Raw genomic sequence first — 16074 nt, forward strand, 5'->3', positions numbered from 1 at the left:
ACATTGACCGTCGAACAGCGATAAGAAGGGGCAATTGATGGCAAATGCCCATGGTTTAAGAGGATGTTTCCGCGCATGACACGCCCTGCCTTTCTGACCCGTTCTGTCCGCGCCTCAGCACTGGGGGCCGCTGTAATCGGCGCAGCATTGATGCTGCTCCCCTCAGCCGGCGCTCTTGCAGCAGAGCCCGTTCCCCTCGGCACCTTCACGGACTGGCGTGCATACAAGGTCACTAACGGGCCAAACACCATCTGCTATGCCCTGAGCCAGCCCAAGGACACAGCACCCAAAAACGTCAAGCGCGGCCAGATCTACGTCATGGTCGCCAACTGGCCGGGCCGCAACGTGAAGGGTGAAGTCAGCGTGGTTGCCGGCTATCCCTACAAGAAGGGCAGCAACGTCACAGCAGATGTGGATGGCGCCAAGCACACAATGTTCACAGAGAACGACGCCCAGAACGAAGGCGGCGCGTGGGTCCAGGACCGCGCCAGTGAGCGCAAGCTGATTGCAGCCATGAAGCGGGGCAACTCCCTGCGCGTTCAGGGCACATCAGGTCGCGGCACCCTCACAACTGACAGGTATTCTTTATCCGGCGTGACTGCCGCCATCAAAGCCATCGACGACGGCTGCAAGTAAGGCACACATGTCCACCCAGCCGCTTGATATTGCCCGCGCCAATCCCAACGCACCCACCATCACCGGTGGCGTGGTAGCAGCACCCGTGCGCCCATCACTCATCGGGCAGTCACGCAAGGCACTGGTCAAGACGCTAGAAGGCATTGGTCTCCCCAACCGGGAAAGCCGCATGCGCGCAAGCCAGATTTACAACTGGCTGTATGTACGCGGTGTCACGTCCTTCGACGATATGACGAATATCTCCAAGGCGGTGCGGGCACAGCTGGCTGACGCGTTCGACATCAGCCGCATGGAAATCGTCAGTGAACAGATTTCCACCGACGGCACCCGCAAATGGCTGATCCGTCTCTCAGACGGCAATGAAGTCGAGACCGTGTTCATTCCAGAGCCCGGCCGCGGCACGCTGTGCGTTTCATCGCAGGTCGGCTGCACCCTCACCTGCACCTTCTGCCACACAGGCACACAGCGCCTGGTGCGCAACCTCACCGCTGGTGAGATCGTTGGTCAGGTGCTGATTGCCCGCGACAGCCTGGGCGAATGGCCCGAGGTGAATACATCCCTCACCAACCAGCCCCGCACCCTGACCAATGTCGTGATGATGGGCATGGGCGAGCCGCTCTACAATTTCGACAATGTGCGCGATGCGCTGGAACTGGTGTCCGACGGCGACGGCCTGTCCATCTCCAAGCGCCGCATAACCCTGTCCACCTCCGGCGTCGTGCCGGAGATTGAGCGCTGCGGGGCGGAAATGGGCGTCATGCTCGCCATCTCCCTGCATGCAGCCCGCGACGATGTGCGCGACATACTCGTGCCCATCAACAAGAAGTACCCGATCAAGGAACTGCTGCGCGCCTGCCGGCACTATCCCGGCCTGTCCAATGCCCGCCGCATCACCTTTGAATATGTGATGCTGAAAGACATCAATGACAGCGACAAGGATGCCCGGGAACTGGTGAAGCTTCTCAGGGGCATTCCTGCGAAGATCAACCTGATCCCGTTCAACCCCTGGCCCGGCTCGGACTATGAGTGCTCCGACTGGGACCGGATCGAAGCCTTTGCGTACATCATCAACAATGCGGGCTACGCCAGCCCCGTCCGCACGCCCCGTGGCCGCGATATCCTCGCCGCCTGCGGCCAGCTCAAGTCGGAAAGCGAAAAAGAACGCGCCTCCGTCCGCCACGCGCGGGAACGTGCAGAAGCTGCTGAATCTACTTAGATTTGTTGCCTGATTTGTTTTGCGTTTTCGCCTTAGACTTTCGTTTTGTTTTTGGAGCGCTCCTTGAAGACCGCGCCTTTTTGGAGCTTGGTTTCTTAGAGCGGTCCTGCTTGCCGAGTACGTTCTGGGCAAAACTCTCAAGCTCCGATTTCGGAACATCCAGTTCTTCTGTGACTGGGCCCGGTTTGTCAGACAGCGACTGTGTCTCGGTCTCAAGCTTGATTCTCGTCTGATGCCAATCGTTCGATCGACGAGTGAGTTCTGCCTCATAAAAATCTGGCATTCGATGGTTTGAAAAACTCAGTGTTGAACAACCAACAACAAAAGGGTGAGTAATAAATGCATCATTCTCTTCGATAAATGCATTGCAAAATTCACTTACTTTGTTGGGAGAGATTTCTTTCTCATCCCTAATGGCATCTTCGATCTTGAGTAACTCATCATCATACAAAGCATCAATGTGGAATACCGGATATGGTTTTCCTCCTAGTATTCCTTTCAACGGCACGCGTCCCTCGTACCTAAAAAGAAATTTGCCAATGCTCTTTTTGGGTGCCTTGGAGATTTGGGTTTCTTGGAGGGATGACAAGATGCAGGCAAGTTCAACAGAGAGTATGAACTTCCGAGGTGACGCAAGAGACGCAAGGCGAAATCCAGCATCTAAGGACGGGCCAACAAAATCCCTTATCAGACCTGATCGTGCACCGTCATCTTCGTACCATGCATTGAGCAACTCATCACTCGCGTAAGTGGGAGCACCAGTACTGGATTCCCTAGCTTCAGAAGCGGACGCCGTTTGAAATATGATTTCCCGGTTTCTAACAGGAAACCCAGCGGTCCAAGCGGTCGCCTTGACGTCTATCCCTGAGAATTCTTTACGCATCAACTCGGCACGCGTTCTTCTCACAGCTTCCAACCAACAATGCACGACGGCTTGCGCCTCGATTACATCGGTCAGTATCTTTACAAAAATTAGTTCGTCACCGTTGGCTTTCCAAAGCTCCGGGTCCGAACCAAGTTCAAGTGTACCGTCTTTTGCTAAGGTAGTTTTCAGCCTCGTCCATTCATCAGCAAATGATGTCTCTACATGACGATAGAAGCTATTAAGAGTGTTTAGCCAACCGTCTGACAAGTTCTTGTCACGGTGCTCATCGCTTGATCGAACTGCCTGTTTTAATTTCGATGAGCCAACTAAATCTGCGCTCAAAAAAATTCTGAGGCGAGGTTTTAGGAAACTTGGCAGCGCTTCAAATTCCAAGATTCCAACCTAACGAGCGGGCTCTAAGCCGCCAGTGTGAGCGCTTTGGCCCGAGTATCAGCGGCGGACGTAGAAACGCCAAATTCACGCGCAACAAGACTAGCATTGCCACTTTTTTGCCAAGCCGCGCGGAACTCTTTTTCTGGCATGAGAAAGGCAGCCGCAAACCAATTTGCTTCCCACTCCACCCGATTTGACCCAAACCGGTTGGCCGCCATGCGTTCTAACTGCTTGCCCTTGTGACGCTGCCATAAAAAATGAAGTACGTAGTGCCCAAGTTCATGCGCAATAGTGAAGTTATCTCTCTCAACACTTGTATCAGGTGAGATGTAGATCTTGAACTTGCCAGGTTCCTCAACGATCATCGACTCTGGATTTGAAGAAGGATCGTCTCGAAAATTGTGCACCTCAATGGACCCACCGAGTTTTGCTACGGCATTAGATATTTCTGAACCTGGTTTGTAATCCAGCTGGCGGGCTATATCTTCTGCCAAAGAATAAATGGAACTCTTGGACAACTGCGTTGCTTCCGCAGCCGGATACTCCGGCACCTCGTGAGAGAGAGCTGTCATGATGTCCAATTTTTCGATTCGCGTGGCTGCTGTTACCATTTTGTTCTTCAAGACTTAAGTGTCAAGTCCCATACCGCCATGAGGCTGAAAGCACGGCTTGGCGTCAGGCGTCTCCCCTCCTAAAGTCCACACATGACCTAGGGCCTTGCAAAAAGGCCGAACGACCGGGGGGATCGTTGCGCATGGCTGACCCAATCAAGCACATCACCATTGTGGGTGGCGGCACGGCGGGGTGGTTTACCGCCAACATGCTGTCTGTGTTTTTCGGACTGCAGAAGAACCATCCGGCCAACCGGATGCGCATCACCCTCATTGAAAGCCCGAACATCCCCACCGTGGGCGTCGGCGAGGCCACCGTCCCCTCCATGTCCCTGTCGCTTCAGCAGACCGGCATCTCCGAGACGGAGTTCTTCAAGACCTGCAACGCGTCCTTCAAGCTGGGCGTGGATTTTGCCGGCTGGAATGTGGACGCCAAGGGCAAGCCCTTCAGCTACATCAACCCGTTCAACACAGGCCACCGCGTCGGCGGCATTGACCCCGGCTACTATTACGGGCGCTTTGGCGGCAGCGGCGCGAGCTTCGTGCAGACCATCTCGCCAGCCCAGGACCTGGGCATGATGCGCAAGGGCCCTCGCCCACTCGGCTCCAAACCATTCACCGAACCGGTCAACTACGCCTACCATCTGGACGCAGGCCTCTTCGCCAAAATGATGCAGGGCATCAGCGTGGCGCGCGGCGTTGAACATGTGCTGGACGACATGGTGGATGTGGAGCGTGCCGAAGACGGCAGCATCGCCGCCATCAATTTGAAAGAGACCGGCCGCCACGAGGTCGAGCTGGTGATCGACTGCACCGGCTTCAAAGGCCTGCTCATCAATGGCGCGCTGGATGAACCTTTCATCTCCTACGACAAATATCTGGCCAATGACCGCGCCATGGCCGTGCAGATTCCCCACCCGGAGCAAACCGCGAACGGTCCAAAGTTCATTGAGCCCGTCACCCGCTCCACAGCGCTGGGCGCAGGCTGGAGCTGGCGCGTGCCGCTCTTCAACCGCATCGGCACGGGCTATGTCTATTCATCCGCCCACCGCAGTGACGACGAAGCCCGCGACGAATTCCTCAAGCATCTGGGCGATGCAGGCAAGAACGCCGAACCCCGCGTCATTCCCATGCGCGTGGGCCGCACCCGCAACAGCTGGGTCAAGAACTGCATCGCCATCGGCCTGTCCGGCGGTTTCATCGAGCCGCTGGAATCCACTGCCATCTACATGATCGAAATGGCCGTACGCTGGCTCATCGCCTACTTCCCGGATAATTCGTACCCGGACAGTCTGCGCAAGCGCTACAACGAGGTGGCATCCGGCCTCTATGACGAAGTGCGTGACTTCATCTGCCTGCACTATGCCTTGGGCAACCGCACGGACAGCCAATACTGGATTGATGCCCGCGAAGAACTCGAAGTGCCCGACTCTCTGGCAGAGAATCTTGAGGTCTGGAAACACGCCATGCCGGTGATGACCGACCTGAAGTCGCAGCACCTGTTCTCGCCCGAGGTCTACACCGCCGTGTTGCAGGGCAAGCGCGTCTACCAGATGCGCGATGACTGGAACGCCGGCCTGAGCCTCAATCTCAACCGAGATATGTGGCGCAAGCATGTGAGCGGCCAGCGCCACAAGATCAGCCAGTTCGTCAAGGCCATGCCTGACCATGTGGCCCTGCTGCGCCAGATCCGCGGCGAGACGCCAGCGCAGGAGGCCCCAAGCCCGCTGATGGGCAACATGCAGGGGCTACCCGGCCAGCAGGCTCCCCTTCAGCAAGGTTCTGTGCCCTTGCCGGGCCTTGGCACACGGCGGACACCGGTCATCAAGACGCCCATAGCCCCCGCTGACGCAGGCGACGGCAACCTGCTCTAGGGCCTGACGCGCGCATCTGCCCATCTTGCGCTTGCAGCCGCAATCCGTATGATCCCGCGCTTCTTGCTGCGCCGCACAATTCAGCCGGATTGAGCCGCGCAGCCCCCAAACCGCCAGTCGCAGGACCAAGAGCCAATGCCGGGCCTTCGCCCCATGACCGCACATCCGCTGCGCCAGCAGCTCAATGACGAGGTGCATTCGCGCCCGTCAGCGGACGTGCATGCGCCCATGATGGTGACCCAGATTTCCGTCATCACTGGCGAAACCGGCGCCGAGGCGGAGCGAACCCTGCTGCGCGAACTTGCCGAGGAAATGGGTGTCGAGGCTCCCGGCGCCTTCGGCAATCATCTGGCCATAGATCTGGGGACGGACGAGACAGCCCTGCATCTGGTCTGGGAGCGCCACACCGAGTTTTCGACCTATGCCTTCTCCCGCCGGTGCAGCGCATCGCCGGACGCGGACATTCCAGACCTTGGTCGCCCGTTTTCAACACCGCCCCTGTCCGGCATTCCCGAAGGTTGGCGCGCGCGGCTGCCCGGTGAAGTTCTTGTCGGCATCAACCTGCTGGCAATCCCCGGCAATGCCTCCGACATCGAAGCGCGCCTGCCCGAAGCCTTTGGCGACAGCAAGTGCGTGGGCGCAGGCATGTCTGGCGGACGTGCAAGCGCCTGGACGGATTTCCAGCTGCACGAAGACGGGATGAGTCGCATCATTGTGGCCAATCAAACTTTGCGCCCCGGCCGCCTGGGTCGCCTCATCCAGCGTCTGCTGGACGTGGAGACCTATCGCATGATGGCGCTGCTGGCGTTCCCGCTGGCCCGCGACCTGACGCCGGATCTGGGTTCCATTGAAACCGAGCTGTCCACTCTGGCCGCAGAAACCGCCCGGATTCAAAACCTTGAGGACGAGCAGCGCTTGTTGGCCCAGCTGTCCACCCTGGCGGCCCGTGCCGAAGATCTTGCGGCCCGCAGCCATTATCGCTTCTCCGCCGCGCGCGCCTACCACCAGCTTGTGGAGCGCCGCATCAGTGAACTGGATGAAGTGAAGCGCGAAGGCCTGCAGCAGATCGGCACTTTCATGGAACGCCGCCTCGGGCCCGCCATGCGGACCTGCACCGCTGTGGCGGATCGGCTTGAAGCCGTGTCAGTGCGTATCTCCCGCGCCTCCAGCCTGCTCAACACCCGCGTGGAAGTTGCTTTGCAGGAACAAAACCAGAGCCTGCTGCGTTCCATGGAAGGCCGCGCCCGCCTGCAACTGCGTTTACAGGAAACCGTCGAAGGCCTGTCCGCAGTCGCCATCACCTATTATCTGGTCGGCCTCATTGCCTATGTGCTCAAGGCCCTGGAAAAAGCAGGCCAGCCCATCAACCCGACATTGGCAACCGGGGCGCTGGCCCCCTTCGTGCTGATGGGCGCCTATATCGCCGTGCGGCAGATCCGCAAACGCGTCACGCGCAGCGACGTTGGAGGCGATCTGTAAAGGACCGCCCCCACGACGCCTGACTGTGTGGCCTATTTCGGAGCCGCGGCGTCCGAGTACTGTGCTGCAAACTCAGCCGATGGCGGGATGATCTTGATGACATCCACAAGATTGCCGTCCGGGTCCTGCATGATGAAGTGACGCTGGCCAAAGTCCTCGTCCCGCAATGTCAGCAGGATGGGCGCCCCTTGCGCCGTCATCGCCTCATACAGCGCGTCCACATCATCCGTCTCGAAATTCATCAGCCGGGGAGCCGCCACACCGCGGTGACCCGCAGGCATCGTTTCATGGCCCTCAACGATGATCGCCAGATTGCCCGGCCCTGCGCCCGTGCCGTCTCCGGCCGTCAGATGCACATACCAGTCAGAGTCAAACGCCGTGTGGAGCCCAAAGGCGTCCCGGTAAAAGGCCGTCAGTCGGGCCACGTCCTTGGTGGCAATCACAGGGTAGATGCTTGCAATGGTCATTTTGGTTCTCCTGCTTGGACCCGCCCAAAGGTCGTGTTCGCGATCATGGTCGGGCTAATCTTGGAAACAGACAGTCTGTTTGTTTTATCGATATACAAACAGGCAGACTGTTTGTAAAGTAGCGCGATTGAATTTTCTCAAAGATGCATCTTTCCATGGCCAGCAACGAACAACGCACCGCCAGAACCCGCGCCGCCCTCATCAAGGCGGCCCGCGCCGAGTTTGCTGCCAATGGCTATGCAGATGCAGCGACTACCGCCATCGTCGCCCGCGCAGGGGCAACGCGCGGCGCCATGTATCATCACTTCAAGGACAAGCTGGCGTTGTTCGACGCAGTGGTGGAAGCAGAAGACGCCCGCCTCGCCGCCCTGATTGATTCAGAAACCGTGGACATGCCCGATGCCTACAAGAGCCTGATGCACGGCATCGGCATCTATCTGGACAACGCAACAAGTCCCGCCACCCGCCGCATCCTGATGCTTGATGGCCCTTCGGCCCTTGGTTGGAAACGCTGGCGCGAGATCCAGTCCCACAATTCCCTGCGCACTCTGAGAGAGGGGCTTGAAGCGGCCCAGACCCAGGGCACCCTCAACAAGAAGCTGTCTGTCACGGTTGCAGCATCTCTGTTCGCAGCAGCCCTTGATGAAGCCGTCCACGTCATTGCCGAAGCCAAGAACCGCAAAGCAGCACGGAGCGATGCCATCAACGCCGCAGAAGCAATGCTGGAAGGGATGCGGGCTTAAACAGCATCCCCATGGATGCGCGGCATCTGCGCCCGCAAGGCCTCGGACATATGATCCATGAAGGCCCGCACCCGCGCCGTCTTGCGCAGGTCCGAATGGGTCAACAGCCAGATGTCGTAGGCATGCTCGCTCCTGTCAGGGAAAACCCGCGTCAGGGTTGGATCATCAAGCGCCGACATGAAGGGAAGCCGCGCAATGCCGCCACCGGCACGGACAAGCCCTGCAATGTGCAAGGGATCGCTGGCCGTCAGCGTCGCCCGGGACTCCGGCAGCTCCGCCCGCAACCAGGGCACATGCACCGCATTGTCGCGTCGGCCGTTATAGCCAAGCATCGGCGGCATGGTCGCCAGATAGGCATCCACCCCACCGGCCGCATCCACGGCATTGGTTCCGGCATAAAACCCGTACCCAATCGGCCCGAACTTCTGCCCGACAAGCGTCTCGGGCGGGCTGTCAGTCACCCGCACCACCACATCCGCCTCGCGACGATCAAGGTTGGCAGATATCGACGTTCCCAAAACCTCAATATTCACATCCGGGTAAGCGTCACTGAAGGCAACAAGAGCCTCCTGCAAGAGGCTCAGTCCAACCATCGGGTTGATCGAGACACGCAAGGTCCCTGTGAGCGTAAGGTCGCGACCGGCAATGCGCCGCAACGCCACCGCCGCCGCATCATCCATTCGCGCCGCTGACGCCGCTAGGTCTTCGCCAGCAGCGGTCAGCTCCACCGCACCTGATGCGGGCCGGTCAAACAGGCGGACACCCAGCTGTTGTTCCAACCGGGCCAACCGCCGCGACAGGGTTGCATGTCCCAACCCCAGCACAATGGCCGCCTTGCGCAAACTTCCCGACCGCCCCACGGCCAGAACCAGTTTAAGGTCATCCCAGGACGGATCGACGGGCTCACTTGTTGCGGTTTGTTTTTGGACCATTGCGGTGCTCTATTTCTGTCTTATGGACTGAAAACGAAACACCTACATCGGTGGTCCGGGGCGGTCCATCAAGTGACACGCCCCAAAAAGGCTCATTTTAGGGAGGTCCGGCACATGCCAGACGCAATGACCACAACCATGACACTTCCAGTCATCTCCGCTGCCCTCGCAGGCGTCATACTCATCCTTCAGCAGATTCTGATGCTCGCTACCGGCACCCGCCGTGGCAAAACCGGACAGGGCGTTGGCGTAGCCGGTGATGTGGAGCTTGAACGAATGGCCCGGCGCCACGGCAATCTGGCCGAGAACTCCGGCATCTTCATCGCGTCACTGGCCCTGCTTGAGCTGCTCATCGGCTCCGGCATGACCGTGCAGATCTTCGCCCTCGTCTTCCTGGTCGCGCGGCTGTTCCACGCCCTGGGCTTCAGCACCCTGCGCGGTTCCCATGGTAAGATTGACGGTGAAACGGCGCCGGGTTCTGCCCTTTTTGTAGGCCTGCGGGCGGGCGGCGCCACCCTCACAGCCCTCTCAGGCATCGCCCTTGGTGGCTTCATCCTGTTCAATGTCTGGGGCTATCTGCCTTTCTAGGGCGCTGACGCATTTCAGACCTGACATTTCGGCGGTGCGAACCCTTTGACAAACGCCGCCAGACGCGCAAAACCCCGCGCACGGACATCGTTTCCGATAGACTTTAATTTCCGATGCGCGGGGCAAGACCAAGAATGACCGTGACCGACGTCAAGAAGGTGGTGCTCGCCTATTCAGGCGGGCTCGACACTTCCATCATGCTGAAATGGCTGAAGGAGACCTACGACTGCGAGGTCGTGACCTTCACTGCTGATCTGGGCCAGGGCGAAGAGCTGGAACCAGCCCGCCAGAAGGCCGAGATGGCTGGCATCAAGGACATTTACATCGAGGATCTGCGCGAAGACTTCGTGGCGGACTACGTCTTCCCGATGATGCGCGCCAATGCCCTCTATGAGGGGCTGTATTTGCTCGGCACCTCTATCGCCCGGCCGCTGATTGCCAAACGTCAGATCGAGATTGCCCGCGAAACCGGCGCGGATGCCGTGTGCCATGGTGCCACGGGTAAAGGCAATGATCAGGTCCGTTTCGAGCTGGCCTATTACGCGCTGCAGCCCGACATCAAAGTCATTGCCCCCTGGCGCGACTGGGAGCTCAAGTCCCGCGAAGCCCTGATCGACTTTGCTGAAAAGCATCAGATCCCCATCGCCAAGGACAAGCGCGGCGAGGCACCCTTCTCCGTGGACGCCAACCTGCTGCATACATCCTCAGAAGGCAAAGCCCTGGAAGACCCCGCTGTGGAAGCACCGGAATATGTCTACCAGCGCACCATCTCGCCTGAAGCAGCACCGGACACACCGACTTACATCGAAGTCGGCTTTGAAAAAGGCGATCCCGTTTCCATCAACGGCGTTGCCATGTCTCCGGCCACGATGCTCACGGAGCTGAACCGCTACGGCCACGACAACGGCATCGGCCGGCTGGACCTGGTCGAAAACCGGTTCGTCGGCATGAAGAGCCGTGGCATCTACGAGACCCCCGGCGGCACCATCATGCTCATGGCCCATCGCGGCATCGAGCAGATCACGCTGGACCGCGGCGCGGCCCATCTCAAAGACGAGCTGATGCCAAAGTATGCAGAGCTTGTGTATTTCGGCATGTGGTTCTCACCCGAACGCGAAATGCTGCAGGCGCTGATCGACCAGAGCCAGGAGCGGGTCAACGGCACTGTCCGCCTCAAGCTCTACAAGGGCTCGGTCGATGTCGTCGGCCGCTGGTCGGATGATTCCCTGTACTCGATGGAACACGTCACTTTTGAAGAAGACGACGTCTACGATCAGGCGGACGCGTCCGGCTTCATCAAGATCAATGCCCTGCGCCTGCGCCTCCTCGCAGACCGCAACAACCGCTCCAAGTAGCAGCAACCACAAGGCTCACAGTTATGCGTATCGAAGCCCTGTCCATCGGTGACAACCCGCCCTACGACGTCAACGTCATTGTTGAAGTGCCCGTCGGTGGCGCGCCGATCAAATATGAATTCGACAAGCCGTCCGGCGCCTTGGTGGTGGATCGTTTCCTGAACGCGTCCATGCGCTACCCGTGCAATTACGGCTTCGTGCCGCACACCCTGTCCATGGATGGTGACCCGGTGGACGTGCTCGTCGCCGGAACACCTGCCGTGGTGCCCGGTGCCGTCATGGCCTGCCGCCCGGTCGGCGTGCTGATGATGGAAGACGAAGCCGGCATGGACGAAAAGATCGTCGCCGTCCCGCCGTCACGCCTCAACACCTATTATGACAGCGTCCAGAACTACACGGACCTGCCCAAGATGCTGCTCGACCAGATCGAGCACTTCTTCAACCACTACAAGGCGCTTGAAAAAGACAAGTGGGTGAAGCTCAACGGCTGGGGCGATGCCAGCAAGGCCCGCGGCCTCATTGAAGAAGCCATTGCCAAGGCAAAAGCGTAAACGGGCGCAATTGCCTTGTGCTCCCTGACAGATGCGGAAACAGGCTTACCCCTGTTTCCGCGACTGTTCACCCAAAGTTACTTTGTCAGATCCTGAGCCAGCATGAGGGCATTGCCATCGGGATCGTAGAAGGTCGCGGTACTGACCATGCCCTCAATGGTCTCTGTTGCCCCGTCAAACGACACATCGACCTTTTCCAGAGCCGCGCGCGCAACCGCAATGTCTGCAACGCCAAACACGGGAACCGTGTTGCCCGGCGTGGGCTCTGCTTGCTCGCCCAGACCCAGCGTCACGCCGGCGGTCTTGGTCTGCAGTTCGCTCCAGCCAGCCTCATCCGCATGATACAGCAGCCCAAATCCAAGATGCTTTTCGTACCATTCAGCGCTGGCGTGCCTGTCCCGCACCGAAAGAGCCAGAGTGATCGTATCGTCCAGTGAGACTACCGACATGATGCTTCCTTATGTAGCAAAAGTATAGTAACTATATTTCATGGATATAGCACTGCTTGTCAACATCACATCCAAGGCCTGGGCTTTGAAGATCCTGGCCCTGCTGGACTCCGGCGTGCCAGGTCGGCAGGCACCGCTGCTGGCTGCAACACAGGCAAGCCGCACATCGTTTGCGGCAAGCCTCCGTCATCTGGTGCAGCTTGGATTGCTTGAGAAGAACCCCGGCCATGGTCACCCCCTGCGCCCGGAGTTCCGACTGACCCCGGCAGGAGAAGTCGCCGCGTCGGTTGCCGGCAGGATCATGAAGATCGCCCCTGACGATGACGCATTTGCCATCATAAGGCGGAGTTGGGCCGTGCCCATTCTGGCTGTCACACAGTCGCCGGAGCGCTTCTCGGGCATCAAGTCCGGGCTGGGAACGATCACCGATCGCGCCCTGTCACAGTCCCTGTGCATTCTGGAAGACAAGGCATGGCTTAAACGTGAGATTGACGTTTCACAACGCGCACCATTTCCCACCTACCACGCAGCAAACGCCGGCAGAAAAATCAGCCACGCCATTGGCCTGAGCATCTGATTGGTAGCTGCGCCCTAGTCAGCGCGATGTTCTGACAGAGACCCAAGCATGAGCTGCGTCAGCACGGTTACAGCCGTCTTGCGCGGCATCCGACCCGCCGCCGCATCCGCACCAAGCGCATCTGCGGCCCCTAAAAATCCCACAATCAGGGCCCGTGCCTTTGAAGGTGACAGGGTCACAAACGGCTTGATGGCGTCATGGCAGGCGCGGATGTAGATCTCGCGCAGCTCGGCCTTCACCGCATGCATCTCTTCGCTGCCTTCAAGGGCTGCGGAAATAGCACCGAAGGCAGGTCCGGCCTTGACGCAGCAGTCCACATAGGACGCCGCCACGATCTCGCACACCGCATCGAGTGTGCCCGGCGCTTGAGCCAGGGCATCACGTGCCGCATTGATCTGCTCATTGTCCATGCGCTGGTAGAGCGCGATCAGCGCACCGTCCCGGGAGCCGAAATGCTCATACGCAATCGGCTTGGTGACACCGGCCCGCTCGGCCAGCGTCTGCAGGGTCAACGCGTCCGTGCCCGCCTCGCTTACAATGCCCTGTGCCGTCTCCAGCAACTGCTGCCGCCGATCTGCCTTGGACAGCCTTTTTTGTCCCGTCGCCACGATAGTGCTCTTTCTCGCTCTTGACTCGTCTGATTCCGTATATATCTTACTTTTCGTAACTTACGAATAGTAATTTATTGGATCATTATCATGACCGCCCATGCCCTGACGCCCGCGACCGCCAATGCACCAAGTGCACAGATCGCCAGCCTCGTTCACATGACCGGCCCGCAATCCTATGACTACATCTTCGGGTCACAGGCGAAGCTCGAAAAATTCATCGCCAAGGCCTGGCCAATGACCGGCACCCTGTATTCCTACGACGCAACAACGCTCGTCGAGGAAAACAACGCCATCATCGGCATCGAGCTGGGCTATCCCGGCAAGGAATTCTACAGCCGTCGCAATGCCTCCCTGCAGGCCTCCATCAAGGCGGCAGAAGATGGAAGTCTCACCGAACAGGACCTTTACGGCATTGGTGATCGCGCCGACAAAGCCAGCTATCTCAACGCCTGGGTACCAGAGGATGTCTACTACCTCATGGCCCTTGCGGTGCCAGACACTCAACGTGGTCGCGGCATTGGCAAACATCTTCTTGCATCCGCCATCGACAAGGCCCGTGCAGATGGCTTTCGCGCTCTGCACCTTGATGTCCTGTCCGGCAACCCGGCCATTGGCCTCTACACCGCCATGGGCCTGACCTGCCTCGCCGAAACAATCGCTCCTGAACCCTGCCGCGACCATGGCGTCCCCATGGAAATGCGCATGGGGATCACGCTCTAACTTTCAAACCTAAAGGGAACGCACATGTCCAAGACCATTCTCGTTGCTGGTGGCTACGGCCTCGTTGGCAGCCACATCGCACGGCACCTGCGCCGCATCATGCCGGACGCCAAACTCATCATTGCCGGGCGCAACCCGGACAAGGCCGCAGGCCTCGTCAGCGAGCTAGGGAATGCGCAAGCCCTGGGCCTTGAAACGACGGACCCGGTCGTAGCCCTCGAAAGCGTCGGCAAAATCGATGCCCTGATCGCAGCCCTTCAGGACCCCCACGACAAGATGCTGACCCATGCCATCAACAACGGCATTGCCCATCTCAGCATCACCCGCTCCGTGCTGGACATGTCCGGCTTCGTAGGACATGTGGCCCACGCCAACCTGACAGCACCCGTGGTTCCCACGGCCCACTGGCAGGCGGGCATTCTGTCGCTCGCAGCGCTCGATCTCGCATCGCAGTTCAAGAGTGTGGACAGCATCGCCCTGTCCGCCCTGTTCGACATGACAGACCCCATCGGCCCCATGACCGTGGAAGATGCCGGCCATTTCTTTGGCAAGGCCCTGCTGGTCAGGGATGGATTGTGGACCTGGGTGGACCCGGATGCAGAAGTAACGCCGATCACTATTGACGGCGAAACATTTGATGCCCGCCCCATGAGCAACCTGGACACCATGAGCCTGCGCTCGGCCACAAACGCGGCCGACATCACTTTCCACCTCGGCATCGCGAACTCACGCGGCACGCGCGCCGGGGGTGCGGCCTCCCATGACATGCAGATCGTCATGAAGGGCACGGATGCCAATGGCAGCGCCATCACCCGCACCCGCCTCGTGTCAGACCCCCGCGGCCAGGCACAGCTCACAGCGACCGGAGCAGCCCTTGCGGTCCAGCGCGCCATTGGCGGCGACGGCAAACCCGCCCCCACCCCCAAGCTCCACATGCCCGAAACAATATTGGACACAGCGGACTACACCGCACGGCTGCAATCAGAGTTCGGCATTCTCGTTCAGGACGCGGACGCGTAAGGGGTAACACCAATGGCTGAGACCATGATGCCTGGGACAATGAAAGCAGCAACATGGCCGCCCACCGGCGGTGCCATGCAGATCATCGACGCACCCGTACCAAAGCCCAAATCCGGCGAGGTGCTGGTGCAGGTCAAAGTCGCTGCCATCAACGAAATGGATGTGCAGACACGAGATGGCGGCTGGAAGCGGGAGGTGAAGACCTTCCGTAAGGCTGGTCCTGTCGTCACCGGCTTCGAGTTTGCCGGCATTGCAGCCAGCAGCGACGGGCACATCAAGGCCGGCATGCGGGTCGTCGCCTACAGTCCTGTCCTCAAGGGCCCCCGCGCCCATGCGCAATTTGCTGTGGCTCCAACACAGTCTTTGGCCGAGATTCCACACGACATGAGCTTTGCCGACGCCACAGCCCTGTCCGTGATGGGCCTTACAGCTATTGAGGTGGTAGATGACATCGCAAAGATCACCCCGGGACAAAAAGTCTGTGTGCTGGGCGCCGCAGGTGGCCTTGGAGCCTATACGGTCCAACTGGCGAAGGCGCGCGGTGCACATGTGACGGCGATCGCATCGGCCGAAAACGAGGCCTTTGTCATGGCGCAGGGTGCCGATGTGTTTCGCGCCAGAAGTGACACACCTGTTCTGCACAGGGGCGACCGCTTCAACCTCATTCTGGATGTGCCAGCGAAATACAGTTTTGCGGGCTCCCGCAGACATCTGGCTCCCGGCGGTGTGTTCGTCTCGTCAAACCCGTTGAACGACCTTACCGGCTTTCCCCGCGCGCTCGTGTCTCGACGCAAAGCCGGTTGGCTGCTGATGCTGAGCACGACGCCGCAGAAACTGAAACGCCTAATCGAAACGGCAGCATCAGGAGACCTGACGCCCGTGATCGACGCGACCTATGGGCTAGCGCAGATCGATGCAGCCTTTGACAGGTTTGCCACGCCGGGCAAGCAGGGCCGTGTTCTGATTGACATGGAGGCAGGCAGCTAG

The 16074-nt window shown here is 59.3% G+C and carries 18 protein-coding genes; 12 read left to right on the plus strand and 6 right to left on the minus strand.

Annotated elements, in window-relative coordinates; translation table 11 throughout:
* Window positions 1-75: 75 nt before the first annotated feature.
* Window positions 76-636 carry an invasion associated locus B family protein gene (locus ABXH05_RS06370; protein ID WP_353560270.1) on the plus strand — a complete coding sequence of 187 codons (561 nt, stop codon included), beginning with the start codon at window positions 76-78 and terminating at the stop codon, window positions 634-636.
* Window positions 637-643: 7 nt separating this feature from the next.
* Window positions 644-1852 carry a dual-specificity RNA methyltransferase RlmN gene (rlmN, locus tag ABXH05_RS06375; protein WP_353560271.1) on the plus strand — a complete coding sequence of 403 codons (1209 nt, stop codon included), beginning with the start codon at window positions 644-646 and terminating at the stop codon, window positions 1850-1852.
* On the opposite strand, the gene ABXH05_RS06380 is transcribed toward rlmN, so the two are convergent.
* Window positions 1845-3110, minus strand: coding sequence for a hypothetical protein (locus tag ABXH05_RS06380; RefSeq protein ID WP_353560272.1), 1266 nt, complete (start codon window positions 3108-3110; stop codon window positions 1845-1847). The genes rlmN and ABXH05_RS06380 overlap by 8 nt on opposite strands.
* A gap of 23 nt (window positions 3111-3133) precedes the next feature.
* Window positions 3134-3721: an ImmA/IrrE family metallo-endopeptidase gene (locus ABXH05_RS06385; protein ID WP_353560273.1), complete on the minus strand. Its 588-nt coding sequence runs from the start codon at window positions 3719-3721 to the stop codon at window positions 3134-3136.
* 143 nt (window positions 3722-3864) lie between these two features.
* Between ABXH05_RS06385 and ABXH05_RS06390 the strand changes: the two genes are divergently transcribed.
* Together ABXH05_RS06390 and ABXH05_RS06395 are read left to right on the plus strand one after the other, a co-directional pair.
* A complete protein-coding gene (locus tag ABXH05_RS06390; protein WP_353560275.1) occupies window positions 3865-5595 on the plus strand; it encodes a tryptophan halogenase family protein in 1731 nt (576 codons plus the stop codon).
* A gap of 153 nt (window positions 5596-5748) precedes the next feature.
* The gene (locus tag ABXH05_RS06395) at window positions 5749-7074 is read left to right on the plus strand and encodes a DUF3422 family protein (RefSeq protein WP_353560276.1); all 1326 of its coding nucleotides are present in this window, start codon (window positions 5749-5751) and stop codon (window positions 7072-7074) included.
* A gap of 32 nt (window positions 7075-7106) precedes the next feature.
* Here the strand turns inward: ABXH05_RS06395 and ABXH05_RS06400 are convergent, their stop codons facing one another.
* On the minus strand, window positions 7107-7541 hold the full coding sequence (locus ABXH05_RS06400) for a VOC family protein (protein ID WP_353560277.1): 435 nt from the start codon (window positions 7539-7541) through the stop codon (window positions 7107-7109).
* A 155-nt stretch (window positions 7542-7696) separates the two neighbouring features.
* On the opposite strand from ABXH05_RS06400, the gene ABXH05_RS06405 reads away from it, so the two are divergent.
* Window positions 7697-8284: a TetR family C-terminal domain-containing protein gene (locus ABXH05_RS06405; protein ID WP_353560278.1), complete on the plus strand. Its 588-nt coding sequence runs from the start codon at window positions 7697-7699 to the stop codon at window positions 8282-8284.
* Here the strand turns inward: ABXH05_RS06405 and ABXH05_RS06410 are convergent.
* Entirely contained in the window at window positions 8281-9216 is a 936-nt protein-coding gene (locus ABXH05_RS06410; protein ID WP_353560279.1) for a LysR family transcriptional regulator, read from the minus strand. The two genes, ABXH05_RS06405 and ABXH05_RS06410, sit on opposite strands and share 4 nt — an antisense overlap.
* Before the next feature lie 114 nt (window positions 9217-9330).
* Here ABXH05_RS06410 and ABXH05_RS06415 point away from each other — a divergent pair, with 114 nt between their 5' ends.
* The 3 genes from ABXH05_RS06415 to ppa all read left to right on the plus strand — a co-directional run bounded on the left by ABXH05_RS06415 (window position 9331) and on the right by ppa (window position 11710).
* The gene (locus tag ABXH05_RS06415) at window positions 9331-9804 is read left to right on the plus strand and encodes an MAPEG family protein (protein WP_353560280.1); all 474 of its coding nucleotides are present in this window, start codon (window positions 9331-9333) and stop codon (window positions 9802-9804) included.
* A 134-nt stretch (window positions 9805-9938) separates the two neighbouring features.
* Window positions 9939-11159: an argininosuccinate synthase gene (locus ABXH05_RS06420; protein ID WP_353560281.1), complete on the plus strand. Its 1221-nt coding sequence runs from the start codon at window positions 9939-9941 to the stop codon at window positions 11157-11159.
* Window positions 11160-11182: 23 nt separating this feature from the next.
* Window positions 11183-11710: an inorganic diphosphatase gene (gene ppa, locus ABXH05_RS06425; protein WP_348136329.1), complete on the plus strand. Its 528-nt coding sequence runs from the start codon at window positions 11183-11185 to the stop codon at window positions 11708-11710.
* Between the two features lie 77 nt (window positions 11711-11787).
* Here the strand turns inward: ppa and ABXH05_RS06430 are convergent, their stop codons facing one another.
* Window positions 11788-12159 carry a VOC family protein gene (locus ABXH05_RS06430; RefSeq protein WP_353560282.1) on the minus strand — a complete coding sequence of 124 codons (372 nt, stop codon included), beginning with the start codon at window positions 12157-12159 and terminating at the stop codon, window positions 11788-11790.
* Between the two features lie 40 nt (window positions 12160-12199).
* Between ABXH05_RS06430 and ABXH05_RS06435 the strand changes: the two genes are divergently transcribed.
* Window positions 12200-12736: a winged helix-turn-helix transcriptional regulator gene (locus ABXH05_RS06435; protein ID WP_353560283.1), complete on the plus strand. Its 537-nt coding sequence runs from the start codon at window positions 12200-12202 to the stop codon at window positions 12734-12736.
* A 14-nt stretch (window positions 12737-12750) separates the two neighbouring features.
* Here the strand turns inward: ABXH05_RS06435 and ABXH05_RS06440 are convergent, their stop codons facing one another.
* Window positions 12751-13344, minus strand: a complete 594-nt coding sequence (locus ABXH05_RS06440; RefSeq protein WP_348136332.1) for a TetR/AcrR family transcriptional regulator — start codon at window positions 13342-13344, stop codon at window positions 12751-12753.
* A gap of 90 nt (window positions 13345-13434) precedes the next feature.
* Here ABXH05_RS06440 and ABXH05_RS06445 point away from each other — a divergent pair, with 90 nt between their 5' ends.
* From ABXH05_RS06445 to ABXH05_RS06455, 3 genes are read left to right on the plus strand one after another with little or no spacing between them, the layout of a single operon-like run.
* On the plus strand, window positions 13435-14067 hold the full coding sequence (locus ABXH05_RS06445; RefSeq protein WP_353560284.1) for a GNAT family N-acetyltransferase: 633 nt from the start codon (window positions 13435-13437) through the stop codon (window positions 14065-14067).
* Between the two features lie 24 nt (window positions 14068-14091).
* Window positions 14092-15087: a hypothetical protein gene (locus tag ABXH05_RS06450; RefSeq protein ID WP_353560285.1), complete on the plus strand. Its 996-nt coding sequence runs from the start codon at window positions 14092-14094 to the stop codon at window positions 15085-15087.
* 12 nt (window positions 15088-15099) lie between these two features.
* Complete coding sequence (locus ABXH05_RS06455; RefSeq protein WP_353560286.1) at window positions 15100-16074, plus strand: NAD(P)-dependent alcohol dehydrogenase; 975 nt, start codon at window positions 15100-15102, stop codon at window positions 16072-16074.

It is taken from the genome of Pyruvatibacter sp. HU-CL02332, from assembly GCF_040362765.1.
Taxonomy (GTDB): Bacteria; Pseudomonadota; Alphaproteobacteria; order CGMCC-115125; family CGMCC-115125; genus Pyruvatibacter.

What these genes read in the sequence shown, in the direction of transcription:
- ABXH05_RS06370 (WP_353560270.1), top strand. Translation starts at nt 76, where the DNA reads ATGACACGCCCTGCCTTTCTGACCCGTTCTGTCCGCGCCTCAGCACTG.
- rlmN (WP_353560271.1), top strand. Translation starts at nt 644, where the DNA reads ATGTCCACCCAGCCGCTTGATATTGCCCGCGCCAATCCCAACGCACCC.
- ABXH05_RS06385 (WP_353560273.1), bottom strand. Translation starts at nt 3,721, where the DNA reads ATGGTAACAGCAGCCACGCGAATCGAAAAATTGGACATCATGACAGCT.
- ABXH05_RS06390 (WP_353560275.1), top strand. Translation starts at nt 3,865, where the DNA reads ATGGCTGACCCAATCAAGCACATCACCATTGTGGGTGGCGGCACGGCG.
- ABXH05_RS06395 (WP_353560276.1), top strand. Translation starts at nt 5,749, where the DNA reads ATGACCGCACATCCGCTGCGCCAGCAGCTCAATGACGAGGTGCATTCG.
- ABXH05_RS06400 (WP_353560277.1), bottom strand. Translation starts at nt 7,541, where the DNA reads ATGACCATTGCAAGCATCTACCCTGTGATTGCCACCAAGGACGTGGCC.
- ABXH05_RS06405 (WP_353560278.1), top strand. Translation starts at nt 7,697, where the DNA reads ATGGCCAGCAACGAACAACGCACCGCCAGAACCCGCGCCGCCCTCATC.
- ABXH05_RS06410 (WP_353560279.1), bottom strand. Translation starts at nt 9,216, where the DNA reads ATGGTCCAAAAACAAACCGCAACAAGTGAGCCCGTCGATCCGTCCTGG.
- ABXH05_RS06415 (WP_353560280.1), top strand. Translation starts at nt 9,331, where the DNA reads ATGCCAGACGCAATGACCACAACCATGACACTTCCAGTCATCTCCGCT.
- ABXH05_RS06420 (WP_353560281.1), top strand. Translation starts at nt 9,939, where the DNA reads ATGACCGTGACCGACGTCAAGAAGGTGGTGCTCGCCTATTCAGGCGGG.
- ppa (WP_348136329.1), top strand. Translation starts at nt 11,183, where the DNA reads ATGCGTATCGAAGCCCTGTCCATCGGTGACAACCCGCCCTACGACGTC.
- ABXH05_RS06430 (WP_353560282.1), bottom strand. Translation starts at nt 12,159, where the DNA reads ATGTCGGTAGTCTCACTGGACGATACGATCACTCTGGCTCTTTCGGTG.
- ABXH05_RS06435 (WP_353560283.1), top strand. Translation starts at nt 12,200, where the DNA reads ATGGATATAGCACTGCTTGTCAACATCACATCCAAGGCCTGGGCTTTG.
- ABXH05_RS06445 (WP_353560284.1), top strand. Translation starts at nt 13,435, where the DNA reads ATGACCGCCCATGCCCTGACGCCCGCGACCGCCAATGCACCAAGTGCA.
- ABXH05_RS06450 (WP_353560285.1), top strand. Translation starts at nt 14,092, where the DNA reads ATGTCCAAGACCATTCTCGTTGCTGGTGGCTACGGCCTCGTTGGCAGC.
- ABXH05_RS06455 (WP_353560286.1), top strand. Translation starts at nt 15,100, where the DNA reads ATGGCTGAGACCATGATGCCTGGGACAATGAAAGCAGCAACATGGCCG.